At 59.3% G+C, this 22,135-nt stretch carries 27 protein-coding genes; 11 read left to right on the forward strand and 16 right to left on the reverse strand.

Annotation, left to right across the window (positions count from 1 at the left end):
• Window positions 1-107: 107 nt before the first annotated feature.
• From infA to trxB, 4 genes are all read right to left on the reverse strand, one after another.
• Window positions 108-326, reverse strand: a complete 219-nt coding sequence (infA, locus tag FQ185_RS14645; RefSeq protein ID WP_002553999.1) for a translation initiation factor IF-1 — start codon at window positions 324-326, stop codon at window positions 108-110.
• A gap of 111 nt (window positions 327-437) precedes the next feature.
• A complete protein-coding gene (locus FQ185_RS14650; protein ID WP_149418027.1) occupies window positions 438-1,145 on the reverse strand; it encodes an arginyltransferase in 708 nt (235 codons plus the stop codon).
• A gap of 57 nt (window positions 1,146-1,202) precedes the next feature.
• On the reverse strand, window positions 1,203-1,883 hold the full coding sequence (gene aat, locus FQ185_RS14655; protein ID WP_149418028.1) for a leucyl/phenylalanyl-tRNA--protein transferase: 681 nt from the start codon (window positions 1,881-1,883) through the stop codon (window positions 1,203-1,205).
• Window positions 1,884-1,947: 64 nt separating this feature from the next.
• A complete protein-coding gene (gene trxB / locus FQ185_RS14660; protein ID WP_149418029.1) occupies window positions 1,948-2,907 on the reverse strand; it encodes a thioredoxin-disulfide reductase in 960 nt (319 codons plus the stop codon).
• Between the two features lie 307 nt (window positions 2,908-3,214).
• Between trxB and FQ185_RS14665 the strand changes: the two genes are divergently transcribed.
• The 6 genes from FQ185_RS14665 (at window position 3,215) to cysG (ending at window position 10,849) form a co-directional block, all read left to right on the forward strand.
• Complete coding sequence (locus tag FQ185_RS14665; RefSeq protein ID WP_149418030.1) at window positions 3,215-5,623, forward strand: DNA translocase FtsK; 2,409 nt, start codon at window positions 3,215-3,217, stop codon at window positions 5,621-5,623.
• A gap of 65 nt (window positions 5,624-5,688) precedes the next feature.
• A complete protein-coding gene (gene lolA / locus FQ185_RS14670; protein WP_149418031.1) occupies window positions 5,689-6,312 on the forward strand; it encodes an outer membrane lipoprotein chaperone LolA in 624 nt (207 codons plus the stop codon).
• Window positions 6,313-6,460: 148 nt separating this feature from the next.
• Complete coding sequence (locus FQ185_RS14675; RefSeq protein WP_149418032.1) at window positions 6,461-7,783, forward strand: replication-associated recombination protein A; 1,323 nt, start codon at window positions 6,461-6,463, stop codon at window positions 7,781-7,783.
• A complete protein-coding gene (crcB, locus tag FQ185_RS14680; RefSeq protein WP_149418033.1) occupies window positions 7,783-8,157 on the forward strand; it encodes a fluoride efflux transporter CrcB in 375 nt (124 codons plus the stop codon). The genes FQ185_RS14675 and crcB overlap by 1 nt, the downstream gene beginning before the upstream one ends.
• Window positions 8,158-8,173: 16 nt before the next feature.
• Window positions 8,174-9,454, forward strand: coding sequence for a serine--tRNA ligase (serS, locus tag FQ185_RS14685; RefSeq protein ID WP_149418034.1), 1,281 nt, complete (start codon window positions 8,174-8,176; stop codon window positions 9,452-9,454).
• The gene (cysG, locus tag FQ185_RS14690) at window positions 9,455-10,849 is read left to right on the forward strand and encodes a siroheme synthase CysG (protein ID WP_149418035.1); all 1,395 of its coding nucleotides are present in this window, start codon (window positions 9,455-9,457) and stop codon (window positions 10,847-10,849) included.
• Between the two features lie 58 nt (window positions 10,850-10,907).
• Here cysG and FQ185_RS14695 read toward each other — a convergent pair whose 3' ends face one another.
• The 9 genes from FQ185_RS14695 to FQ185_RS14735 all read right to left on the reverse strand — a co-directional run bounded on the left by FQ185_RS14695 (window position 10,908) and on the right by FQ185_RS14735 (window position 15,817).
• Window positions 10,908-11,909, reverse strand: coding sequence for a glutathione S-transferase family protein (locus FQ185_RS14695; protein WP_149418036.1), 1,002 nt, complete (start codon window positions 11,907-11,909; stop codon window positions 10,908-10,910).
• A gap of 90 nt (window positions 11,910-11,999) precedes the next feature.
• A complete protein-coding gene (locus FQ185_RS14700) occupies window positions 12,000-13,001 on the reverse strand; it encodes a glycosyl transferase family protein (protein WP_149418037.1) in 1,002 nt (333 codons plus the stop codon).
• On the reverse strand, window positions 12,998-13,333 hold the full coding sequence (locus FQ185_RS14705) for a TusE/DsrC/DsvC family sulfur relay protein (RefSeq protein ID WP_149418107.1): 336 nt from the start codon (window positions 13,331-13,333) through the stop codon (window positions 12,998-13,000). The genes FQ185_RS14700 and FQ185_RS14705 overlap by 4 nt, the downstream gene beginning before the upstream one ends.
• Window positions 13,330-13,623, reverse strand: coding sequence for a sulfurtransferase complex subunit TusB (gene tusB, locus FQ185_RS14710; protein WP_149418038.1), 294 nt, complete (start codon window positions 13,621-13,623; stop codon window positions 13,330-13,332). Before tusB ends, FQ185_RS14705 begins: the two co-directional genes overlap by 4 nt.
• Window positions 13,623-13,985 carry a sulfurtransferase complex subunit TusC gene (gene tusC, locus FQ185_RS14715; RefSeq protein WP_149418039.1) on the reverse strand — a complete coding sequence of 121 codons (363 nt, stop codon included), beginning with the start codon at window positions 13,983-13,985 and terminating at the stop codon, window positions 13,623-13,625. The genes tusB and tusC overlap by 1 nt, the downstream gene beginning before the upstream one ends.
• Before the next feature lies 1 nt (window position 13,986).
• The gene (tusD, locus tag FQ185_RS14720; protein ID WP_149418108.1) at window positions 13,987-14,379 is read right to left on the reverse strand and encodes a sulfurtransferase complex subunit TusD; all 393 of its coding nucleotides are present in this window, start codon (window positions 14,377-14,379) and stop codon (window positions 13,987-13,989) included.
• A 99-nt stretch (window positions 14,380-14,478) separates the two neighbouring features.
• Complete coding sequence (locus tag FQ185_RS14725) at window positions 14,479-15,183, reverse strand: YoaK family protein (RefSeq protein ID WP_149418040.1); 705 nt, start codon at window positions 15,181-15,183, stop codon at window positions 14,479-14,481.
• 35 nt (window positions 15,184-15,218) lie between these two features.
• Window positions 15,219-15,548, reverse strand: a complete 330-nt coding sequence (locus FQ185_RS14730) for a DUF6388 family protein (RefSeq protein ID WP_149418041.1) — start codon at window positions 15,546-15,548, stop codon at window positions 15,219-15,221.
• A 20-nt stretch (window positions 15,549-15,568) separates the two neighbouring features.
• A complete protein-coding gene (locus FQ185_RS14735) occupies window positions 15,569-15,817 on the reverse strand; it encodes a hypothetical protein (RefSeq protein ID WP_008154823.1) in 249 nt (82 codons plus the stop codon).
• A gap of 148 nt (window positions 15,818-15,965) precedes the next feature.
• On the opposite strand from FQ185_RS14735, the gene FQ185_RS14745 reads away from it, so the two are divergent.
• Window positions 15,966-16,316 (forward strand): hypothetical protein, encoded by a 351-nt coding sequence (locus FQ185_RS14745; RefSeq protein WP_149418042.1) that lies wholly within the window; start codon window positions 15,966-15,968, stop codon window positions 16,314-16,316.
• A 110-nt stretch (window positions 16,317-16,426) separates the two neighbouring features.
• Here the strand turns inward: FQ185_RS14745 and FQ185_RS14750 are convergent, their stop codons facing one another.
• Complete coding sequence (locus FQ185_RS14750; RefSeq protein WP_149418043.1) at window positions 16,427-16,858, reverse strand: GNAT family N-acetyltransferase; 432 nt, start codon at window positions 16,856-16,858, stop codon at window positions 16,427-16,429.
• Between the two features lie 152 nt (window positions 16,859-17,010).
• Here FQ185_RS14750 and FQ185_RS14755 point away from each other — a divergent pair, with 152 nt between their 5' ends.
• Both FQ185_RS14755 and FQ185_RS14760 read left to right on the forward strand, forming a co-directional pair.
• Window positions 17,011-17,448: a hemerythrin domain-containing protein gene (locus FQ185_RS14755; RefSeq protein ID WP_149418044.1), complete on the forward strand. Its 438-nt coding sequence runs from the start codon at window positions 17,011-17,013 to the stop codon at window positions 17,446-17,448.
• Between the two features lie 53 nt (window positions 17,449-17,501).
• The gene (locus tag FQ185_RS14760) at window positions 17,502-18,086 is read left to right on the forward strand and encodes an NUDIX domain-containing protein (RefSeq protein ID WP_149418045.1); all 585 of its coding nucleotides are present in this window, start codon (window positions 17,502-17,504) and stop codon (window positions 18,084-18,086) included.
• A 27-nt stretch (window positions 18,087-18,113) separates the two neighbouring features.
• Here FQ185_RS14760 and FQ185_RS14765 read toward each other — a convergent pair whose 3' ends face one another.
• On the reverse strand, window positions 18,114-18,635 hold the full coding sequence (locus FQ185_RS14765) for a methylated-DNA--[protein]-cysteine S-methyltransferase (RefSeq protein ID WP_149418046.1): 522 nt from the start codon (window positions 18,633-18,635) through the stop codon (window positions 18,114-18,116).
• A 150-nt stretch (window positions 18,636-18,785) separates the two neighbouring features.
• Here FQ185_RS14765 and ggt point away from each other — a divergent pair, with 150 nt between their 5' ends.
• Window positions 18,786-20,513, forward strand: coding sequence for a gamma-glutamyltransferase (ggt, locus tag FQ185_RS14770; RefSeq protein WP_149418047.1), 1,728 nt, complete (start codon window positions 18,786-18,788; stop codon window positions 20,511-20,513).
• A gap of 69 nt (window positions 20,514-20,582) precedes the next feature.
• The gene (locus tag FQ185_RS14775) at window positions 20,583-21,116 is read left to right on the forward strand and encodes a cysteine hydrolase family protein (RefSeq protein ID WP_149418048.1); all 534 of its coding nucleotides are present in this window, start codon (window positions 20,583-20,585) and stop codon (window positions 21,114-21,116) included.
• On the opposite strand, the gene FQ185_RS14780 is transcribed toward FQ185_RS14775, so the two are convergent.
• Window positions 21,113-22,012 carry a LysR family transcriptional regulator gene (locus tag FQ185_RS14780; protein ID WP_149418049.1) on the reverse strand — a complete coding sequence of 300 codons (900 nt, stop codon included), beginning with the start codon at window positions 22,010-22,012 and terminating at the stop codon, window positions 21,113-21,115. The two genes, FQ185_RS14775 and FQ185_RS14780, sit on opposite strands and share 4 nt — an antisense overlap.
• Window positions 22,013-22,135: the final 123 nt, after the last annotated feature.

Genomic DNA, 22,135 nt, shown 5'->3' on the forward strand with positions numbered 1-22,135 from the left:
GCCGAAAGGCGCCTTTTTGCTGTCCGTCGGATCTACACCGATCCCCTGTGGGAACGATCCGCACACAAAAACGCCCGGCATAAACCGGGCGTTTTGTATTGACTTGATTAGCGAGCGCGGTAAGTGATGCGCCCTTTGCTCAAGTCATAGGGCGTCAGCTCGACGCGCACTTTGTCACCGGTAAGAATACGGATGTAGTTCTTGCGCATCTTGCCGGAAATATGCGCGGTTACGACGTGCCCATTTTCCAACTCCACACGAAACATGGTGTTGGGCAGGGTGTCGACGACAGTGCCTTCCATTTCGAAGCTGTCTTCTTTCGACATGCAGTAAAGCCCTCGGTGTCCAATGAATGGCCCGGTGCAACTGCGCCAGGCAAAAGCGGCGTGCATTGTGCCCGAAAAAGGGGGTTTAAGCCAAGGGGTTTAGGGTCTGCTCTAGTTCAGGATGACCCAGCGCTGATTAATCAGCAGTTCGATGGGGCGATATTGGGTCTTGTAGCTCATTTTTTTGCAGTTTTTTATCCAATAGCCCAGATAGACCGCTTCCAGCCCCAGGCGTTGGGCCTCGGCGATTTGCCAGAGGATCGCGTAACGTCCCAGGCTGCGTCGTTCTTCGGCGGGCTCATAGAAGGTGTAGACCGCCGACAGACCGTTCGGCAGCAAGTCTGTGACGGCCACCGCCAGCAGTCGGCCTTCATGGCGAAATTCATAGAATCGGGAAAACGGCAGGTCACGTACCAGGAACGTCGAAAACTGGTCGCGACTGGGCGGGTACATATCGCCATCGGCATGACGCTGTTCAATGTAGCGCTGATACAGGTCGAAATATTCTTCGCTGAACCCGGGTTTGGCCGGGCGCACTTGCAGGTCAACGTTGCGTTTGAAGATGCGTTTCTGCTGACGGTTGGGCGAAAACTGCGCCACAGGGATGCGCGCCGGTACGCACGCATTGCAATTCTGGCAATGGGGCCGGTAAAGATGATCGCCGCTGCGGCGAAAACCCATTTCAGACAGGTCTGCGTAGACATGCACATCCATGGGCTGACTAGGGTCGAGGAACAGGGTCGTAGCCTGCTCCTCGGGCAGATAGCTGCAAGAGTGGGGCTGAGTGGCATAAAACTTCAAACGCGCCAACTCGGTCATGATCAACCCTCGGGATAAGCTTTTGAATTAAGTGTAAGCCACGCGCGCAAAAGTCGCTCAGCAAACCCAGGTTGCGCGGCTGGGTTGATCCAGATGCTGCGCAAGGTAGTCTGCAAACTCGCGGCGGGGAATCGCTCGGGCGCCCAGGCTGTGCAGATGGTCGGTGGGCATCTGGCAATCGATCAGCACAAAGCCTGAGTCTTTCAGATGTCGCACCAATGTGGCAAAGCCAAATTTGGACGCGTTGTCGGCGCGGCTGAACATGGACTCGCCGAAAAACAGCTGACCCATCGCCAGACCATAGAGCCCGCCGACCAGTTCATCCTGGTCCCAGACCTCCACCGAATGCGCGTAGCCGCGCCTGTGCAGTTCGAGGTAGGCGTTCTGCATCGCTTCGGTAATCCAGGTGCCGTCGGCGTAATCCCTTGGCGCGGCACAGGCGCGGATGACCGCGGCAAAATCCTGATCGAAGGTCACTTGATAGCGTTGTTGGCGCAGCAGTTTGTTCAGGCTGCGCGAGACATGCAGTTCGTCGGGAAAAAGTACCGTGCGTGGATCCGGCGACCACCAAAGAATCGGCTGACCTTCCGAGAACCACGGAAAGCAGCCGTGGCGATAGGCCTGAATCAGACGATCGGCGGACAGATCGCCGCCCGCGGCCAACAACCCGTTGGGATCGCGCATGGCTTTTTCCAGGGGCGGGAAGGTGAGGGTATTGCGTTGTAACCAAGTCAGCATGGCATCCGGGCTTGCAGAAGGGGAGGGCGGTGGCGGGCGGGTAGGCCCACCGTGAAGTTTGCCGTCAAACGGTCGGAATGTCGTCGAGGTATTTCTCGGCGTCCAGTGCGGCCATGCAGCCGGCCCCGGCAGAAGTGACGGCTTGGCGGTAAACGTGGTCAGCCACGTCACCGGCGGCAAACACGCCTTCGATTTCCGTGGCGGTGGCATCGCCTTCGCTGCCGCCCTTGACCAGCAGATAACCGTCACGCATGTTCAACTGGCCTTGAAACAGGTCGGTATTGGGCTTGTGGCCGATAGCGATAAACACACCCGCCAGCGACAATTCGCTGGTCTCACCTGTGTGGCTGTCCCGCAGGCGGGCGCCGGTCACGCCGCTGGCATCGCCCAGCACTTCATCCAGATTCTGGTTCCAGTGCAGGCGGATATTGCCGTTGGCGGCCTTCTCGAAGAGTTTGTCTTGAAGGATTTTCTCTGAGCGTAATTTGTCGCGACGGTGAATCAGGTGCACTTCCTTGGCGATGTTCGACAGGTAAAGCGCTTCTTCAACCGCCGTATTGCCGCCGCCGACGACTGCGACCACCTGATTGCGATAGAAGAAACCGTCGCACGTCGCGCAGGCTGAAACCCCTTTGCCGGCAAAGGCTTCTTCCGATGGCAGCCCCAGGTACTGTGCCGAGGCGCCAGTGGCGATAATCAGCGCATCGCAGGTGTAAGTGCCGCTGTCGCCAATGAGTTCAAACGAGCGTTGCTGCAACTTGGCTGTGTGGATGTGGTCGTAAACAATCTCTGTGTCAAAGCGCTCGGCGTGTTTTTGCATGCGTTCCATCAGCACCGGCCCCGTCAGGCCTTCGACGTCACCGGGCCAGTTATCGACTTCGACGGTGGTGGTGAGCTGGCCACCTGCCTGTATGCCGGTGATGACAACGGGTTTGAGGTTGGCGCGGGCGGCATAAACGGCTGCGCTGTAACCGGCAGGGCCGGAACCCAGAATAATCAGGCGGGAATGCTTCGCTTCGCTCATAAAAACACCTCATAAGCCTTTGTCACAAAAGAGAATGCATGCTCAAATTGAACCGCGTGTAATGTGCTGTTGGCTATGCTACACCTTGGGTTTCAAGCATGGCATCGGGCGAACAAACCCGTACAATGCCTGCCTGTTACAGTGCTTGTAATAAAATAAGCGGTGCGCGCCGTGTTTAAAAAAAACGGAGCGTAGTGTTAAAAGTAGTCCCAGTTGCGCCGGTTAACTTTTTTACCTGCCTGGATTGGGCAGTTTTTTATAGTCATTCAACAGATGGACGCGCCATGGGCGCAGGAAAAGAAGCGTTTTGAAGAAATCCACCGCAGCACCTAAACCAGCCGTCGTTCCGCTCTGGCGCCAGCAACTGCACTACCGACTCAAGGAAGGTGCATTGATCGCCATCGGCGGCTTGTGCCTGTTCCTGATGATGGCCTTGTTGACCTACGGCAAGGATGATCCGGGCTGGAGCCATAACAGCAAGATTGACGATGTGCAGAACTTCGGCGGACCGGTCGGCTCCTACAGCGCCGATATCCTGTTCATGGTGTTGGGTTACTTCGCCTACATCTTCCCGCTGTTGCTGGCGATCAAGGCTTTTCAAATCTTCCGTCAACGCCACGAGCAGTGGGAGTGGAGCGGCTGGCTGTTCTCCTGGCGCCTGATCGGTCTGGTGTTTCTGGTGCTGTCGGGTGCAGCCCTCGCACATATACATTTTCACGCGGCGACCGGTTTGCCGGCCGGCGCTGGTGGCGCTTTGGGCGAAAGCCTCGGTGACCTGGCCAAAAACGCCCTGAATATTCAGGGCAGCACGCTTTTGCTCATCGCGCTGTTCCTGTTCGGCCTGACGGTGTTCACCGACCTGTCGTGGTTCAAGGTGATGGACGTCACCGGCAAGATCACCCTCGATCTGTTCGAACTGTTCCAGGGCGCGGCCAATCGCTGGTGGGCCGCCCGTGTTGAACGCAAACAGCTGGTTGCGCAGTTGCGTGAAGTCGACGACCGCGTCCATGACGTGGTGGCGCCGACCGTCACCGACAAGCGCGAACAGGCCAAGGTCAAGGAACGCCTGATCGAACGAGAGCAGGCCCTGAGCAAGCACATGTCGGACCGTGAGAAACAGGTGCCGCCGGTGATTGCGCCAGCTCCACCGAAACCCGCAGCTCCGAGCAAGCGCGTGGAAAAAGAGAAGCAGGCACCATTGTTCGTCGACAGCGCGGTGGAAGGCACCTTGCCGCCGATCTCGATTCTCGATCCTGCGGAAAAGAAACAACTCAATTACTCGCCTGAATCCCTGGCTGCGGTTGGCCATTTGCTGGAAATCAAGCTCAAGGAATTCGGCGTAGAAGTCTCGGTGGATTCGATCCACCCCGGCCCAGTGATTACCCGTTACGAAATCCAGCCAGCGGCCGGCGTCAAGGTCAGCCGTATCTCCAACCTGGCGAAAGACCTCGCACGCTCCCTGGCCGTGACCAGCGTGCGCGTGGTGGAAGTGATACCGGGCAAGACCACGGTCGGTATCGAGATTCCTAACGAAGACCGCCAGATCGTGCGTTTCTCCGAAGTGCTGTCGACCCCTGAGTACGATAACTTCAAGTCCCCGGTGACGTTGGCCCTGGGCCACGACATCGGCGGTAAGCCGGTCATCACCGACCTGGCAAAAATGCCGCACTTGCTGGTGGCCGGTACGACCGGTTCCGGTAAGTCGGTAGGTGTGAACGCGATGATCCTGTCGATCTTGTTCAAGTCCGGCCCGGAAGACGCCAAGCTGATCATGATCGACCCGAAAATGCTCGAGCTGTCGATCTACGAAGGCATTCCGCACTTGCTGTGTCCGGTCGTGACCGACATGAAAGACGCGGCTAACGCCCTGCGCTGGAGCGTGGCGGAGATGGAGCGTCGCTACAAGCTGATGGCGAAGATGGGCGTGCGTAACCTGTCCGGCTTCAACGCCAAGGTCAAGGAAGCCCAGGACGCCGGTACGCCATTGACCGATCCTTTGTACAAACGCGAAAGCATTCACGACGAAGCGCCGCTGTTGACCAAGTTGCCGACCATCGTGGTAGTCGTCGACGAATTCGCCGACATGATGATGATCGTCGGCAAGAAGGTTGAAGAACTGATCGCCCGTATCGCCCAGAAGGCCCGTGCCGCCGGTATCCACTTGATTCTGGCGACCCAGCGTCCGTCGGTTGACGTGATCACCGGCCTGATCAAGGCCAACATTCCGACGCGTATGGCGTTCCAGGTGTCGAGCAAGATCGATTCGCGAACCATCATCGACCAGGGCGGCGCCGAGCAGCTGCTGGGCCACGGTGACATGCTCTACATGCCGCCGGGCACCAGTCTGCCGATCCGTGTCCACGGTGCCTTTGTCTCCGATGACGAGGTTCACCGCGTGGTCGAAGCCTGGAAGCTGCGCGGCGCACCAGAATATAACGACGAGATTCTCGCAGGTGTCGAAGAGCCCGGTAGTGGCTTTGACGGCGGCAGTGGCGGTGGCGACGATGATGCCGAAACCGATGCGCTCTACGACGAAGCGGTGCAGTTCGTTCTCGAAAGCCGTCGCGCGTCCATCTCTGCAGTTCAGCGCAAGCTGAAAATCGGCTACAACCGCGCCGCGCGCATGATCGAAGCCATGGAGATGGCCGGGGTCGTGACGTCCATGAACACCAATGGTTCGCGTGAAGTCCTGGCTCCGGGCCCGGTACGTGACTGAATTGATTGAAACGCGGTGGTGTAATGACGCGCCATCGCACTCCCACGAATGTTATGAGGACTCCCATGCGTCTTATCCGCATGCTGTTGCTGCCGGTACTGGCTTTGACCACGCTTTCGGCCCACGCCGATGACAAGGACGTGGCGCGTCTGACCCAATTGCTGGAAAAATCCCAGACCCTGACCGCGCGTTTCTCCCAGCTGACCCTCGACGGCAGCGGTACCCAATTGCAGGAAACCGCCGGACAAATGTCGCTGCAACGTCCTGGCCTGTTCTACTGGCACACTGACGCACCGCAAGAGCAGTTGATGGTTTCAGATGGCAAGAAGGTTTCCCTGTGGGACCCGGACCTGGAGCAGGTCACCATCAAGAACCTCGACCAACGTCTGACCCAGACTCCGGCACTGCTGCTGTCCGGTGACGTGTCCAAGATCAGTCAGAGCTTCGACGTCAGCGCCAAGGAAGCCGGTGGCGTCATCGACTTCACCCTGAAGCCGAAAACCAAGGACACCCTGTTCGACAGCCTGCGTCTGTCGTTCCGCAACGGGCTGGTCAATGATATGCAACTGATCGACAGCGTTGGTCAGCGCACCAACATCCTGTTCACCGGCGTGAAGGCCAACGAGCCGATTCCGGCGTCCAAGTTCAAATTCGACATCCCCAAGGGTGCCGACGTGATCCAGGAATAAAACGCAGAACCTCTGTAGGAGCGAGCCTGCTCGCGATGAACTCAAGGACACCGCTGGGTGTCAGGCAGCCAGCGTTATCATTAACGTCCATCGCGAGCAGGCTCGCTCCTACAGGGGATAGAGAATCAGTGAGGTTTGATAAGCAGTGATGGACCTGTTCCGCAGTGCCCCGATTGCTCAGCCCTTGGCCGCCCGTTTGCGTGCGGCCAATCTGGACGAGTACGTCGGTCAGGAACACCTGCTCGCTCGCGGCAAGCCTTTGCGCGAAGCCCTGGAGCAGGGTGCCCTGCACTCGATGATTTTCTGGGGCCCGCCGGGCGTGGGTAAAACCACATTGGCGCGACTACTGGCGGAAGTCTCGGACGCACATTTCGAAACGGTCTCGGCAGTACTGGCCGGCGTTAAGGAAATCCGTCAGGCGGTGGAAATCGCCAAACAACAGGCCGGGCAGTACGGCCGGCGGACCATCCTGTTTGTCGATGAAGTGCATCGCTTCAACAAGTCCCAGCAGGATGCGTTCCTGCCGTATGTCGAAGACGGCACGCTGATCTTCATCGGCGCCACCACGGAAAACCCCTCATTCGAACTCAATAACGCGTTGCTCTCCCGGGCCCGCGTCTACGTGCTCAAAAGCCTCGATGAAGCGGCCCTGCGCAAGCTGGTGCATCGCGCGCTGACCGAAGACCGTGGCTTGGGCAAGCGGCAATTGACCCTCAGCGATGAAGGATTCCAGATGCTGCTGTCGGCCGCCGATGGCGATGGCCGGCGTCTACTGAACTTGCTGGAAAACGCCTCGGACCTGGCTGAAGACAACTGCGAGATCGGCGTCGATCTGCTGCAAAGTCTGCTCGGCGATACCCGTCGGCGTTTCGACAAGGGCGGCGAAGCGTTCTACGACCAGATTTCTGCGCTGCATAAGTCGGTGCGTGGCTCCAACCCCGACGGCGCGCTGTACTGGTTCGCGCGCATGATCGACGGTGGTTGCGATCCGCTGTACCTGGCCCGACGCGTGGTGCGCATGGCCAGCGAAGACATCGGCAACGCCGACCCCCGCGCCTTGAGCCTGTGCCTGGCGGCGTGGGAAGTGCAGGAGCGTCTTGGCAGCCCCGAAGGTGAACTGGCGGTGGCCCAGGCTATTACGTACCTGGCTTGCGCGCCGAAAAGCAACGCGGTGTACATGGGCTTCAAAGCCGCGATGCGCAGTGCCACCGAACACGGGTCGCTGGAAGTGCCACTGCACCTGCGCAACGCGCCGACCAAGCTGATGAAGCAGTTGGGTTACGGCGACGAATACCGTTATGCCCACGATGAGCCGGACGCCTACGCTGCGGGCGAAGACTATTTCCCGGAAGAACTCGAGCCCCAACCGTTCTATCAGCCGGTGCCGCGTGGCCTGGAGCTGAAGATCGGCGAAAAACTCAATCATCTCGCCCAACTTGACCGTCTCAGCCCCCGGCAGCGGAGAAAATAGTGATTCGAACGATTGTTGCGGTGTCCGTCGCCGGCATCGCTGGTACATTACTGCGTTTCGCCGCTGGCAATTGGGTCAGCGCCAACTGGCCCCGGCATTTTTATCTGGCGACGCTGGCTGTCAATCTGGTGGGCTGCCTGATCATCGGTTTGCTCTACGGGCTGTTTCTGACGCGCCCGGAGGTGCCGATCGAAATTCGCGCCGGCTTGATCGTCGGTTTTGTAGGCGGTCTGACGACCTTTTCATCCTTTTCACTGGATACGCTGCGCCTGCTGGAAACCGGGCAAGCCCCGATAGCCTTCGGTTATCTGGCCATCAGCGTATTCGGCGGGCTGCTCGCCACCTGGGCTGGCCTGTCCTTGACCAAACTTTGATAAACGAGAGACCGACATGCTCGATTCCAAACTGTTACGTAGCAACCTTCAGGACGTAGCGGACCGCCTGGCATCCCGTGGCTACACGCTGGATGTTGCGCGCATCGAAGCGCTGGAAGAACAGCGCAAGACCGTCCAGACCCGCACCGAAGCCCTGCAGGCTGAGCGTAACGCGCGTTCAAAATCCATCGGTCAGGCCAAGCAGCGCGGTGAAGACATCGCGCCGCTGATGGCCGATGTCGAGCGCATGGCGAACGAATTGAGTGCCGGTAAAATCGAGCTGGATGCGATCCAGACCGATCTGGACTCGATCCTGCTCGGCATCCCGAACCTGCCGCACGAATCCGTGCCGATCGGCGATGATGAAGACGGCAACGTCGAAGTGCGCCGCTGGGGAACCCCGACCGCGTTTGATTTCCCGGTTCAGGACCACGTTGCACTGGGCGAGAAGTTCGGCTGGCTGGACTTCGAAACCGCCGCCAAGCTGTCCGGCGCCCGTTTCGCCTTGCTGCGCGGCCCGATCGCCCGGATGCACCGCGCTCTGGCGCAGTTCATGATCAACTTGCACACCAGCGAACACGGCTACGAAGAGGCCTACACGCCTTATCTGGTTCAAGCGCCAGCCCTGCAGGGCACCGGCCAGTTGCCGAAATTCGAAGAAGATCTGTTCAAGATCAGCCGCGAAGGCGAGGCTGATCTGTACCTGATTCCGACCGCTGAAGTGTCGTTGACCAACATCGTCGCCGGCGAGATTGTCGATTCGAAACTGCTGCCGATCAAGTTTGTCGCCCACACGCCGTGCTTCCGCAGTGAAGCCGGCGCGTCGGGTCGTGACACCCGCGGCATGATCCGTCAGCACCAGTTCGACAAGGTCGAGATGGTCCAGATCGTTGAGCCGTCGACTTCGATGGAAGCGCTGGAAGGCCTGACCGCCAATGCCGAGAAAGTCCTGCAACTGCTGGAACTGCCTTACCGCACCATCGCGCTGTGCACTGGCGACATGGGCTTTAGCGCGGTCAAGACCTACGACCTGGAAGTGTGGATCCCGAGCCAGGACAAGTACCGCGAGATTTCGTCGTGCTCCAATTGCGGCGACTTCCAGGCCCGTCGCATGCAGGCGCGTTTCCGCAACCCGGAAACCGGCAAGCCTGAACTGGTTCATACCCTGAACGGTTCCGGCCTGGCGGTCGGTCGTACTTTGGTGGCAGTACTGGAAAACTACCAGCAGGCCGACGGTTCGATCCGTGTGCCGGACGTGCTGAAACCGTACATGGGTGGCCTCGAGGTCATCGGCTAAATGGACTATCTGCCGCTGTTTCATAACCTTCGCGGCAGTCGTGTGTTGGTCGTCGGTGGTGGGGAGATTGCCTTGCGCAAATCCCGCCTGCTGGCCGAAGCCGGTGCGCTGCTGCGGGTGGTCGCTCCTGAAATCGAACCGCAGCTGCGTGAGCTGGTTGCCGGCAGCGGTGGCGAGTGCCTGGTGCGTGGTTACCTCGAGGCGGATCTGGACGGCTGCGGGCTGATCATTGCCGCCACCGACGACGAGCCTTTGAACGCACAAGTCTCCGCCGATGCTCATCGGCGTTGCGTGCCGGTCAACGTGGTGGATGCGCCGACCCTGTGCAGTGTGATTTTTCCGGCAATCGTCGACCGATCGCCTTTGATTGTGGCCATCTCCAGCGGGGGCGATGCGCCGGTGCTTGCGCGCTTGATCCGCGCCAAAATCGAAACCTGGATTCCCTCAACCTACGGTCAACTGGCCGGTCTGGCGGCGCGTTTCCGCAGTCAGGTCAAACGCCTGTTCCCGGATGTGCAGCAGCGTCGGGCGTTCTGGGAAGATGTGTTCCAGGGGCCGATTGCTGATCGGCAACTGGCCGGGCAGGGCGCCGAAGCAGAGCGCTTGATGCTGGCGAAAATCAATGGCGAAGCGCCTGTAGCCACCGGCGAAGTTTATCTGGTGGGCGCAGGGCCGGGTGATCCCGACTTGCTGACCTTCCGCGCGTTGCGCTTGATGCAGCAAGCCGATGTGGTGCTGTATGACCGTTTGGTAGCGCCGGCGATCCTCGATTTGTGCCGTCGCGATGCCGAGCGGGTTTACGTCGGCAAGCGTCGCGCCGATCACGCCGTGCCTCAGGATCAGATCAACCAGCAATTGGTGGATTTGGCCAAGCAAGGCAAGCGGGTCGTGCGGCTGAAGGGCGGTGATCCGTTCATCTTCGGTCGCGGCGGTGAAGAGATCGAAGAACTGGCGGCCCATGGCATCCCGTTCCAGGTGGTGCCGGGTATCACCGCGGCCAGCGGTTGCGCGGCGTATGCCGGGATTCCGCTGACTCACCGTGATTACGCGCAGTCTGTGCGTTTTGTCACCGGGCACTTGAAGGACGGTTCCACCGATTTGCCGTGGGCCGACCTGGTCGCGCCGGCGCAAACCCTGGTGTTTTACATGGGGTTGGTGGGATTGCCGATCATCTGCGAGCAATTGATCAAGCATGGTCGCGCGGCGGATACCCCGGCGGCGTTGATTCAGCAAGGCACCACGGTCAATCAGCGGGTGTTTACCGGCACTCTGGCGGACCTTCCACGGCTGGTGGCGGAGCATGAAGTGCATGCGCCGACGCTGGTGATCGTTGGGGAAGTGGTGCAACTGCGCGAGAAACTGGCGTGGTTCGAGGGTGCTCAGTCGCAAGTCTAGAGACCGAGTCGCTCCCTTAACTGATCGTTCCCACGCGGAGCGTGGGAACGATCATCTGTCAGGCCTTGCGCCAAACACCTTTCCCGCTCAACCGCTCCCGATCATGCGGTGCAGTGAAGTCCTGTGCCGGCCCTTTCGGCACAATCCCGGTCGGATTAATCGTCTTGTGGCTGCCGTAGTAGTGATTCTTGATGTGCTCAAAATCCACCGTCTCGGCAATCCCCTGCCACTGATAAATCTCCCGCAACCAGTTCGACAGATTCGGATAATCGGCAATCCGCCGCAGGTTGCACTTAAAGTGCCCGTAGTAAACCGCGTCGAAGCGAATCAGTGTGGTGAACAGCCGAATGTCCGCTTCCGTCAGGTATTTACCGACCAGGTAACGGTTCTCGCCTAACAGCAACTCCAGCCGGTCCAGCTCGGCAAACACATCATCGAACGCTTCTTCATAAGCCTTCTGCGAAGTCGCAAACCCGGCGCGATAGACACCGTTGTTCACCGCCGGATAAATCCGCTCGTTCAGCGCGTCGATCTCGCCCCGCAGCGGCGCCGGATAGAAATCCAGGTCATTGCCAGTCAGATCATCGAACGCGCTGTTGAACATACGGATAATCTCCGCCGATTCATTGTTGACGATGCGGTTCTGCTGCTTGTCCCAGAGCACCGGCACGGTGACGCGGCCGGTGTAGTCGGCGGTATCGGCGGTGTAGCGCTGGTGCATGAAATTGAAGTGATCGAGTTTGTCGCCAGTGGAGCCAAGGTTCTGGTCGAAGGTCCAGCCGTTTTCCAGCATCAACCAGCTGACCACCGACACGTCGATCAGGCTTTCAAGACCTTTGAGTTTGCGCAGGATCAGCGTGCGATGGGCCCAAGGACAGGCGAGGGACACGTAGAGATGATAACGACCGGCCTCGGCCGCAAAGCCACCGACGCCGGTCGGGCCGGGCTTGCCGTCGGTGGTCAGCCAGTTGCGACGTTGCGCTTGTTCACGCTGGAACGCGCCGTCTTTGCTGCTTTCGTACCACTGGTCATGCCAGCGACCTTCAACTAACAAACCCATGTTCAAGACTCCTCAGCCAATAAGCGTTGGAGAGGAGTCTATTCGCATAGGTTCGAACAAAAAGCGCAAAGGTTGAGGCGTTATGATCGGTTAAATCGATCTGTCCCGTGCATCCCAATACTGCTGGGCGGTTTCGAAAGCTTGCCCACGGGGCTGGCCAAGGCCGCGCAAGGCCAGGGCCATGGTCGAAATCAGCGCCATTTGCGGGTAGCTGTCGACCACGTGGCCACGCCATACGGCTTTCAGGTGCTCGGGATCGAGCGTGGCCGGTTTGACGTGGCGCTGGCTCGACAGTTGCGGCCATTCTTCGTCCCAGCTTTCACCGCCCGTGGTGCCGTACAAGTGACTGTCGGCGTCCGGGTTGATCTCGATTTCGCCGCCGTCGCCTTTCACCACGATCGCAGTGTCGCCGAGCAAGCCGCTGGCATCGCGATGTACGGCCTGGTAACCGGGGTGGAAAATACTTTGCAGGCCGCAGCGTGCGCCCAACGGATTGAGAATTCGTGTCAGCGAATGAATCGGCGAGCGCAAGCCCAAGGTATTGCGCAGATCGATCATCCGTTGCAGTTGCGGCGCCCAATCCACCAGCGGCATGAACGCCAGGCCGCCGTTATCCAGCGCCTCACCGACCTGCTGCCAGTTGCGGCATAGCGGGATTTTCAACTCATCCAGCAGTTGCTCGCTGTACAGCCGACCGGCTGTGTGCGCGCCGCCCCCGTGCATGAAAATCCGCACGCCATTCTGCGCCAGGCACTTGGCCGCCAGCAGGAACCATGGCAGGTGACGCTTCTTGCCGGCGTAGGTCGGCCAGTCCAGATCAACATTAAATGCCGGTGGGTTCAGGCGTTCACGCAACGCCTCAGTGAAACCCGCCATCTCCTCGGCGCTTTCTTCCTTGTGCCGCAACAGCATCAGGAATGCACCGAGCTGGGTGTCCTCGACCTTGTCGTCCAGCACCAAACCCATGGCTTCCCGGGCTTCTTCACGGGTCAGGTCGCGGGCGCCACGCTTGCCTTTGCCGAGGATGCGCACGAACTGGGCGAACGGGTGCTCGGCGGGTGTTTCGAGGGTCAGCGCTGGATAGTCGGTCATAAGCAATTCGTCGGTTTGGGCAGGCCCGCCAGTTTCGCGGCGAGTTTGGCAGGGGTGCCTTTGAACAGTCGGTTCAGGTGCAGGCTGTTGCCCTTGTCCGGGCCCAGCTTCAATGCGGTGTACTTGATCAGCGGACGAGTGGCCGGCGACAGCTGGAATTCGGCGTAGAAGCTGCGCAGCAGTTCGAGGATTTCCCAGTGTTCGGGGCTCAACTCGATGTCTTCGGCGGCTGCCAGGGCGCTGGCCACCTCGCAGGACCAGTCGCTCAGTTCGACCAGGAAGCCGTCCTTGTCCAGCTCGATGGCGCGTGCGCCGACCGTCAGGGATTTCATAGCCAACTGTTGACCTTGTCGTAGTGAATCGACAGCTCGACAAAGGCCGGGTAATCAATGGCCTTGGCCGTGTCAGGAATCTCCAGCGCGCGAGCCTGGGCGTCTTCGGCCAGTACGAACAGTTTCAGATTGCGGGCGTTCAGCGCATTGAACGGCGCGGTGCCTGGTCGCAACGCATAAACCGCGTCGCCCGTCAGCAGCAGCGCATCGTCAGCGCCGATCAAGCGCAGGCAACTCGTCAGGCGGTCGTCGCCGAATGGGGAATGAGACAACACATGCAAAGTCGACATCAGAGGGTGATCACCTGATCGTAACGGTCAATAAGTGCGGTGATTTCGTGGGCGGTCAGCACTTGGGTTTCTTGCAACGACAAACCGCTCGGGTCCAGGCCTCGTTCGGCAGCGCTGTCGCCACAGACAAACAGGTCTTCGACGCCGAACATCGGCAGGGCTTGCAGGTTGGCGCTCAGGTCTTTCTGTTGCAGGGCCTTGGCATCCTGTTTCGCGGCGAGCTGGAACACCCCGTCATCGAGAAACAGCAGGCCGATCGGCAGATCAAAAGCGCCGCCGGCCAGTACGATGTCCAGCGCTTCCCGCGCGTTCGGCCCGGACCACGGCGCCTGGCGGCTGATTATCAACAAGGATTTAGGCATGTCACGCGCCTCCGAAACAGATCAGGCGGTCGGCGTCCTGCACCGCGTCATGCAACTGGCCCAAGCCAGACAATTCCCACGGCGCGCCCACCGCCACGGCTTCACGCTGATAACGCTTGGCTTCTTCTTCGTTCAACGCGCCCCGGCGCAGGGCGGCGGCGATACACACGACGCCGTCCAGCTGATGTTCAGTGACGAAGTTGCGCCATTGCTTGGGCAAGTCCTGCTCATCCTGCGGCGTAACCACACTGCCGCAAGCGTTGTAGACGCCGTCCTGATAGAAAAACAGCCGGACAATCTCATGCCCGCCAGCCAGCGCAGCCTGAGCAAACAGGAGGGCGCGGCGCGAGGAGGGCGCATGGGCGGCGGAAAACAGCGCGATGGCGAACTTCATGACGGACTCGATCAGCAAAACTGCGGCCATGATAAAGCTTTATCGGCGGGGCGGCGATCCGACTTGCCCGCGATGAGGCCCGAACAGGCCACCCAAGATTCAGCGCGGCATGTAACCCAACTGCCAGCGCCGCGGGATTTTCAGCGACAGCAGCCCGACCATTCCGGCCAGCAGACCACTGACAAACAGCGCCCTGAGCCCTAGGTGATGTTCCAGCACGGCGCCGAGCACCGCGCCGGCAAACATTCCGGTCCAGGGGATCAGTTGCACGCGCCAGCCATTGCGTCGTTCGCCCAGCATCCAGCGCCCCAGTCCACGGCCGAAGCGCGACAGCGCCCCGGTGACGTAGGTGAGGCCGACGGGCAGGCCGTTCACTTCTTCCACAGCGGCATTGAGCATGCCCATGGCGATAATCGCCGCCAGCAGCGCCGGCAGTTGTTCGTCATAGGGCCAGGCGGCGGAACCGCAAAGCAGCGTGGCGATGCACAGCAGCAAGGGCAGCGCGCGTCTGCCACCGAGGCGACTGACAACAATCCCCAAGGCGTTGCCGATGACGAACGTGCCGACGAGGATCACCAGGCGCAGGGTCAGCCCCATATCGCCATCGCTGATCGCGACAGCGAGGCGGGTGGTGTTGCCGCTCATGAAGGAAACGAAATCACCGCTGGCCATGAAGCCGATGGCGTCGGTCATGCCGGCGAGCACCGAGAGGCTGGCCACCAGCGACATGCCGATGCGTCCGCGCCATTTCTGGGTATGCAAATGGCCGGGGCTGGCGCGGTTGGTTGAGAGAGATGGCAACATCGGCGAAGGTCGTCCTCAGGCAGCGACCGTGAGGGTCACTTACCCAATCCATATAACTCGCAATAGTCCAGCCAGTCCATACCGGCCATCTCGGCGACTTCCTTGTGCACTTCCATGCGCTGGGCCTGGTAGTCTTCATCCGTCGCGGCGGTCAGTTGCAGCGTCAGCTCCCAGGCAAACAACCCCAGGCGCTCGGCTTCGGCTTCGAAGGCTTCATGCAGGCGCTCGTCGCGGTACTGCGCCGCAGTCTCGCCCTTGGCCTGAGCCAACAGCGGGTTGAGGTTGTCGAGTTCCTCGCGCAGTTCAGGGCGCTTATCGAGAAACCTCTTCAGCGCCTGTTCATGTTGCTGTTCAGTTGCCGCCATGGTCGCTCCTTGAAAATGGGTTACGAAGACTGTTTCTTGCTGGCCTTGGCCGCTGCTGCCAGGCATTCGAGGGCAAATTGTTCGGGGTAGGTCATCTGGATCGGCGTGGTTTCGCCTTTGACGGTTCTTTCGCCGTCGAGGATGTAACGAATCCGTTTGTCGGTGACGCCGATTCGCTTGGCGATCCAGGAAGGCGTCTGACCGATCTGGCTGATCAGCTTGTCGGCATATTCAGCGGTCGGTTTGTAATATTCGGCGTTGGGTGTCATGAGCGTTCCAAAAAAATGGGCGATGCGCTGTGAATGGCGCAACAGGGTGCGCGAATCATCACGCGGTGTCGCGGTATAAATGAAGTAAAGCAGAACGATACGCCGTGCCAGGGTGATACAGTCCGCTTTTTTCTGATGAGCGAACGCAATGCGAATTCTGATGGTGGCGCTGGTCGTAACGTTGCTGGCCGGATGCGCTGGCTCGGCGATGAACGATGCCCGCACCAAAGCCCCGTACAAGACCCTGAACTCGGACAAACCGGAAAAAGTCGTCGCCCAGTGCGTGCAGTTTTCCTGGCAGGACGAGGCCGTATTCGGTGTCGATGCCAGCGCGTATTTGCAGCCTGGCGAGAAAGGCGGAACCACCGTTTACACGCGCTCGGCGGAGTCCTTTGTGGACGTGACGACCGACGCCTCGGGTACGGTGTTGAGTTACTACGCGCAGCAGGATGATTTTGTCGCCAAACGCCGTTTGGCGGCGTTGGCAACCTGCCTCTGAAGTCGACGCAGCCCTCATGTGGGAGCGGGCTTGCTCGCGAAAGCGGCGGTTCAGTCGACATCGATGTTGACTGACAAATCGCCACCGCGAGCAAGCTCGCTCCCACAGGGTTATGCGGCGTTTATCAGGCGCTTTTGGAAAAAGAAGTGTTTGTGCCCCGGCGGGTAGTCGACGATGTGCCCTATCTCGCTGTAGCCGATTTTCTTGTAGAACTCCGGCGCCTGGAACTCGAACGTATCGAGCCAGAGCCCGATGCATTCCTTCTCCCGCGCCAGGTCTTCGGCCATCTGCATCAGCTTGGAACCGATGCCCTGTCCCCGGGCCTGTTCGGGGACTGCCAGCAAGTCGATGAACAACCATTGGTAAAAAATTCGACCGTAGAGCCCGCCGACGATCTCGTCGCTGTCGTCACGCACCAGCAAGGCAATCGGCTCAGGCACCGTGGCACCGGCCTTTGAGGCGTTATAGGCCCGCAATGGCAACAGAATCGCCTGGCGCTCTTCATCCGTGGGGTTTTGCGAGCGTTCGATTCGCAAGGTCATGAGCTACATCCTTTTGGCTTTGAGGGGGCAACATACCCAAGCCTATCGCGGCCAGCGGTCGTTGTTCCAGCCCTTGAGGTGGAACCGTCGCCAACGCGCAGATGTCTAGCCTCAAGAGCGTCATCTCAGAACGCGGCCTATGAGGACACCCCGTGAATATTTTTGAAGCCTTGCGCGAAAGCCACGACCGCCAACGCACTTATGCCGACGCGCTGATCCAGACCAGCGGCGACACCCCGGAGCGGGTCGAGGCCTACAAGCAACTCAAGTCTGAACTCCAGGCCCACGAAACCGCTGAAGAACGGCATTTCTACATCCCGTTGATGGAGTTCGATAACGGCGTCGACCTCAGCCGCCATGCGATTGCCGAACATCACGAGATGGATGAAATGATGGAAGAACTGGACGACACCGAAATGTCCAGCCCGGCCTGGCTTGCGACTGCGAAGAAGCTCTCGGCGAAGGTGCATCACCACCTGGAAGAGGAAGAGCAAAAGTTCTTCCAGATGGCCGGGAAGTTGCTCGACGACAAACAGAAAGAGACCCTGGCAGGGCAGTATGTGAAGGAATACAAGGCTCAGCTCTCTTGAAGGCTTTTTCGCCTAACATGTGAGTCTTCTGACGAAAAAAGGAATGAGTTGTCATGTCGAACACAGCCGAGCGGGTCAACATCCTCGAGTCCCAGGTGTTGTCCCACGACTGGTATCTGCTGAAGAAAATCACCTTTGATTACCTGCGCAACAACGGCGAATGGCAACGCCAGACCCGCGAAGTCTACGACCGTGGCAATGGCGCGGCGATTCTGTTGTTCAACCGTGAAAAGAAAACCGTGGTGTTGACCCGGCAATTCAGATTGCCGGTGTTCGTCAACGGCCACGATGGTTTGCTGATCGAAGTGGCGGCGGGATTGCTCGAAGGCGCGGCGCCTGAAGAGCGCATCCGCGATGAAGCAGAGGAGGAGACCGGTTATCGCGTGCACCATGTGCAGAAGGTGTTCGAGGCGTATATGAGCCCAGGCTCGGTGACCGAGAAACTGCACTTTTTTATCGCTGAGTACGATGCTTCATCAAAAGTCGGCGAGGGCGGCGGACTGGAAGAGGAAACCGAGGAACTGGAAGTGCTGGAGTGGACGTTCGATGACGCGCTGGCGGCGTTTTATCGTGGGGAGATCTGCGATGCGAAGACCATCATGCTGTTGCAGTATGCGGCGATGAAAAACATTTTCTAAGACCGCCAAAGTTAACCCCAGGTCGCGTTAACTCGAAAATAAATCATCCATCCTGCTGGCGCCCGACCACTCGCATCCTTCCAGCGTCAGCAACAACTGCTTCGCCTCAAGCCCCCCGGCAAACCCGGTCAATTTCCCTGACGCACCAATCACCCGATGACACGGCGCAACAATCGATATCGGGTTCTTGCCATTCGCTGCACCCACCGCCCTGACCGCAGTCGGGTTGCCGATCTGCTCGGCAATCTCGCTGTAACTGCGGGTCTCACCAAACGGGATGGTCAGCAGCGCCGCCCAGACCTTCTTCTGAAATTCCGTCCCGACAAAATCCAGCTCCAGCTCGAAGTGATCGCGAGTGCCGGCAAAGTATTCCGTCAGTTGTTGAGCTGCGCGTACCAGAATCGGATTATCCGGCGCCTCGCTCATCGGCCCAAGGCGCACCCGGCCCGGTTTGTCATTTTTCCAGAGGATGGCTGCCAGTCGCGAGCCGTTCGCTACCAGCTTCAACTCGCCGACCGGTGACGCAACGGTGGTGCAGGTGTAAGTCATGCCGGCGGACTCCGAGGATGGGCTGAACGGGAGGCAAGCATACGGCTTCGACGGGGAGGCGCAATACGCAATCCCAGCCATACTGGCTACTGCTCTTGAAGCGTTCCCTCTGTTCTTGTACAGAGCCTAAAAACAAAAAGAGACCGACTCATGAAGTTCGAACCTTTTGCCAAATCGTTGATTGCTACCTCGTTGGCGCTCAGCTGCCTCAGTGCTTACGCTGCCTCCGTGGCGCCGGTCGCGGCCGAAAACGGCATGGTGGTCACTGCCCAGCATCTGGCGAGTCATGTGGGCGTCGATGTGCTCAAGAACGGTGGCAACGCCGTCGATGCCGCAGTCGCGGTGGGTTATGCGCTGGCGGTGGTTTATCCCGCGGCGGGCAACCTCGGTGGCGGCGGTTTCATGACCATTCAGTTGGCGGACGGGCGCAAGACCTTCCTGGACTTCCGCGAAAAAGCCCCCCTGGCCGCCACCGCCGACATGTACCTCGACAAGGCGGGCAACGTCGTCCCGGATCTCAGCACCCGTGGCCACTTGGCGGTCGGTGTGCCTGGGACCGTCTCCGGCATGGAGCTCGCGCTGTCGAAGTACGGCACCAAACCGCGCAAGGAAGTGATCGCGCCGGCGATCAAACTTGCCGAAGACGGCTTCGTGCTGGAGCAGGGCGACGTCGAGTTGTTGGAATACGCCACCGACGTGTTCAAGAAGGACATCAAAGATTCGGGTTCGATCTTCCTCAGCAACGGCGAGCCGATGCAGGTGGGTCAGAAACTGGTGCAAAAAGACCTTGGCAAAACCCTGCGGGAAATCTCCGAGAAGGGCGCCGATGGCTTCTACAAGGGCTGGGTCGCGGACGCTATCGTGACCTCCAGCCAGGCCAACAAGGGCATCATCGCCCAAGCGGACCTCGACAATTACAAGACCCGCGAGCTGGCCCCGATCGAGTGCGATTACCGTGGCTATCACGTCGTCTCGGCACCACCGCCAAGCTCCGGTGGCGTGGTGATCTGCGAGATCATGAACATTCTCGAAGGTTATCCGATGAAGGACCTGGGCTATCACTCGGCCCAGGGCATGCACTACCAGATCGAAGCAATGCGCCACGCCTATGTGGACCGCAACAGCTACCTGGGCGATCCGGATTTCGTGAAAAACCCGATTGCCCATTTGCTGGATAAAAACTACGCGACCAAAATCCGCGCCGCCATCGACCCGAAAAAGGCCGGTGTGTCCCGCGAGCTCAAACCCGGCGTAGCGCCCCACGAAGGCAGCAACACCACCCATTACTCCATCGTCGATAAATGGGGCAACGCGGTGTCGGTGACCTACACCCTGAACGACTGGTTCGGCGCCGGGGTCATGGCCAGCAAAACCGGGGTCATCCTCAATGATGAAATGGACGACTTCACCTCGAAAATAGGCGTACCGAACATGTACGGCCTGGTGCAGGGGGAGGCCAACGCCATCGCTCCCGGCAAGGCACCGTTGTCGTCCATGAGCCCGACCATCATCACCAAAGACGGCAAAGTCGTGATGGTTGTCGGCACTCCCGGCGGCAGCCGCATCATCACCGCCACCTTGCTGACTATGCTCAACGTGATCGACTACGGCATGAACATCCAGGAAGCGGTCGACGCACCACGTTTCCACCAGCAGTGGTTGCCGGAAGAGACCAACCTGGAAACCTTCACCACCAGTCCCGATACGGTGAAGATGCTTGAAAGCTGGGGTCACAAGTTTGCCGGGCCCCAGGATGCCAACCATCTGGCGGCGATTCTGGTAGGGGCACCGTCGCTGGACGGTAAGCCGGTGGGCAAGAACCGCTTCTACGGGGCGAACGACCCGCGTCGCAATACCGGGTTGTCGCTGGGTTATTGAGGGTTGTTTTTAAAAGGGGACGGATCTATTTTTCGTCCCCTGCTCCACTGACTTTTCAAGGAAGGGACCATGGCTACCGCACTGCTGATCATCGATGTCCAGCAAGCCCTGTGTACTGGCCAAGACGAATGTTTTGAGATCAAACGCGTTATCCCGAACATCAACTACCTGAGCGCCAAGGCTCGCGAAGCAGGCATCCCGGTGATCCTCATCCAGCACGAAGAAAAGGGCGACATGCTGCAACACGGTTCCGAAGGCTGGCAACTGGCCGAAAGCCTGAAGACTTCGCCGCAAGACCTTCGCGTTCGAAAAACCAATCGAGACTCGTTCTACCAGACCCACTTGCAAGCCCAATTGCAGGATTTGGGCATCGACTGCCTGATCATCTGCGGGCTGCAAACCGACTATTGCGTTAACGCCACTGTCCGCCAGGCCCTGAAGCTGGGCTATGACGTAGTGCTCGCCGCCGATGCGCATTCCACCGTCGACAACGGCAACCTCGCCGCCGAAGATATCATCACCGAGCACAACGCAGACCTGGCGCGTTTGACGGGGCCCGTGGCACGGATCGATGTCACGCAGACCCGCGACATACGCATTTAAGTGCCGAAAATCTCGACTAACTCAGTCAGGAAAGCACTGACCAAATCTCGCTGACGCGCGGAATGCCTGACCGCTGCATGAAAGCCGACCTCATAGCGCAGAAGTTCAGGATTCAGCGGATGCAACTGCCCCAGCTGTTCATGCTTCGCCGCATAGTGCTGCGGCAGAAAGCCCAAATGTTGCCCCGACAGAATCAGCAGGGCGGCGCCGTCCATGCTGTCCGTGAGCACCGTCAGGCGTTCGATTGAAGTGGGCGCCAGCATCTCCGGCAAGGGATGGCTGGGCCATACCCAGTCGTAATCGCTGACGTCATCCCGGGTCAGCGCGCCCACGTGCTCAAACAGCGGGTGAGTGGGGGCGCAATAGGCGATCTGGGTTTCGTGGAACAAGGGAAAGTAATCAATGTTGGGCAAGCGGTGCCAGAAATAACCGATCGCCAGGTCGATATGGCTGTTGATGATTTTCTCTTCCAGCAGCGATGACGACAGCTCCGTGAAGTGGAAATACAGCCCTTCATGCCGGGAGCGTAAACGCGCGATGGCCAGGGCGATTTTTTTGTTGGCCACCGGATCGATTTGACCGAGCAGGCCAATGTTGATGTTGCCCGACACTTTGCGGTTGATGTGCTGCACTTCAACCCGGAAACCCTCGGCAGCGGCGAGCAATCGGCGAGCAGCCTCGACAAACTGGCCACCCTTGGGCGTCACTGAAAATCCGCCACGCCCGCGTTCGCAAAGGCGAAATCCCACCCGCGCTTCCAGCGTCGCCAATTGCGCACTGATCGTTGGCTGTGTGGTGTTGAGGGCAGTTTGTGCCGCCGAGATCCCGCCCGCTTCAACGACGGTCAGAAATACCCGGATCAAGCGCAGATCCAGCTCCGATACAGTTCCCAGCATGCGTACTCCCGATACTCACTTACATAGACGTGGATCTATGTGAACAGTTTGCCTGCGATATTTTACAGCCCTGACCAACGCCCTACATTGCAATGAAACCGGCGCTCTGCCCATAAAAACAAC

The organism is Pseudomonas sp. ANT_H12B (assembly GCF_008369325.1).
Classification (GTDB): domain Bacteria; phylum Pseudomonadota; class Gammaproteobacteria; order Pseudomonadales; family Pseudomonadaceae; genus Aquipseudomonas.

Bases quoted from the DNA above. Each gene is read 5' to 3' on its own strand.
- FQ185_RS14745 (WP_149418042.1), top strand. From the start codon at position 15,966: ATGCGAATTCTGATGGTGGCGCTGGTCGTAACGTTGCTGGCCGGATGC.
- infA (WP_002553999.1), bottom strand. From the start codon at position 326: ATGTCGAAAGAAGACAGCTTCGAAATGGAAGGCACTGTCGTCGACACC.
- FQ185_RS14760 (WP_149418045.1), top strand. From the start codon at position 17,502: ATGTCGAACACAGCCGAGCGGGTCAACATCCTCGAGTCCCAGGTGTTG.
- trxB (WP_149418029.1), bottom strand. From the start codon at position 2,907: ATGAGCGAAGCGAAGCATTCCCGCCTGATTATTCTGGGTTCCGGCCCT.
- FQ185_RS14735 (WP_008154823.1), bottom strand. From the start codon at position 15,817: ATGACACCCAACGCCGAATATTACAAACCGACCGCTGAATATGCCGAC.
- ggt (WP_149418047.1), top strand. From the start codon at position 18,786: ATGAAGTTCGAACCTTTTGCCAAATCGTTGATTGCTACCTCGTTGGCG.
- tusD (WP_149418108.1), bottom strand. From the start codon at position 14,379: ATGAAGTTCGCCATCGCGCTGTTTTCCGCCGCCCATGCGCCCTCCTCG.
- FQ185_RS14705 (WP_149418107.1), bottom strand. From the start codon at position 13,333: ATGAAATCCCTGACGGTCGGCGCACGCGCCATCGAGCTGGACAAGGAC.
- aat (WP_149418028.1), bottom strand. From the start codon at position 1,883: ATGCTGACTTGGTTACAACGCAATACCCTCACCTTCCCGCCCCTGGAA.
- tusC (WP_149418039.1), bottom strand. From the start codon at position 13,985: ATGCCTAAATCCTTGTTGATAATCAGCCGCCAGGCGCCGTGGTCCGGG.
- FQ185_RS14650 (WP_149418027.1), bottom strand. From the start codon at position 1,145: ATGACCGAGTTGGCGCGTTTGAAGTTTTATGCCACTCAGCCCCACTCT.
- FQ185_RS14695 (WP_149418036.1), bottom strand. From the start codon at position 11,909: ATGGGTTTGTTAGTTGAAGGTCGCTGGCATGACCAGTGGTACGAAAGC.
- FQ185_RS14780 (WP_149418049.1), bottom strand. From the start codon at position 22,012: ATGCTGGGAACTGTATCGGAGCTGGATCTGCGCTTGATCCGGGTATTT.
- FQ185_RS14730 (WP_149418041.1), bottom strand. From the start codon at position 15,548: ATGGCGGCAACTGAACAGCAACATGAACAGGCGCTGAAGAGGTTTCTC.
- serS (WP_149418034.1), top strand. From the start codon at position 8,174: ATGCTCGATTCCAAACTGTTACGTAGCAACCTTCAGGACGTAGCGGAC.
- FQ185_RS14675 (WP_149418032.1), top strand. From the start codon at position 6,461: ATGGACCTGTTCCGCAGTGCCCCGATTGCTCAGCCCTTGGCCGCCCGT.
- FQ185_RS14700 (WP_149418037.1), bottom strand. From the start codon at position 13,001: ATGACCGACTATCCAGCGCTGACCCTCGAAACACCCGCCGAGCACCCG.
- FQ185_RS14775 (WP_149418048.1), top strand. From the start codon at position 20,583: ATGGCTACCGCACTGCTGATCATCGATGTCCAGCAAGCCCTGTGTACT.
- FQ185_RS14725 (WP_149418040.1), bottom strand. From the start codon at position 15,183: ATGTTGCCATCTCTCTCAACCAACCGCGCCAGCCCCGGCCATTTGCAT.
- FQ185_RS14765 (WP_149418046.1), bottom strand. From the start codon at position 18,635: ATGACTTACACCTGCACCACCGTTGCGTCACCGGTCGGCGAGTTGAAG.
- FQ185_RS14750 (WP_149418043.1), bottom strand. From the start codon at position 16,858: ATGACCTTGCGAATCGAACGCTCGCAAAACCCCACGGATGAAGAGCGC.
- lolA (WP_149418031.1), top strand. From the start codon at position 5,689: ATGCGTCTTATCCGCATGCTGTTGCTGCCGGTACTGGCTTTGACCACG.
- cysG (WP_149418035.1), top strand. From the start codon at position 9,455: ATGGACTATCTGCCGCTGTTTCATAACCTTCGCGGCAGTCGTGTGTTG.
- tusB (WP_149418038.1), bottom strand. From the start codon at position 13,623: ATGTCGACTTTGCATGTGTTGTCTCATTCCCCATTCGGCGACGACCGC.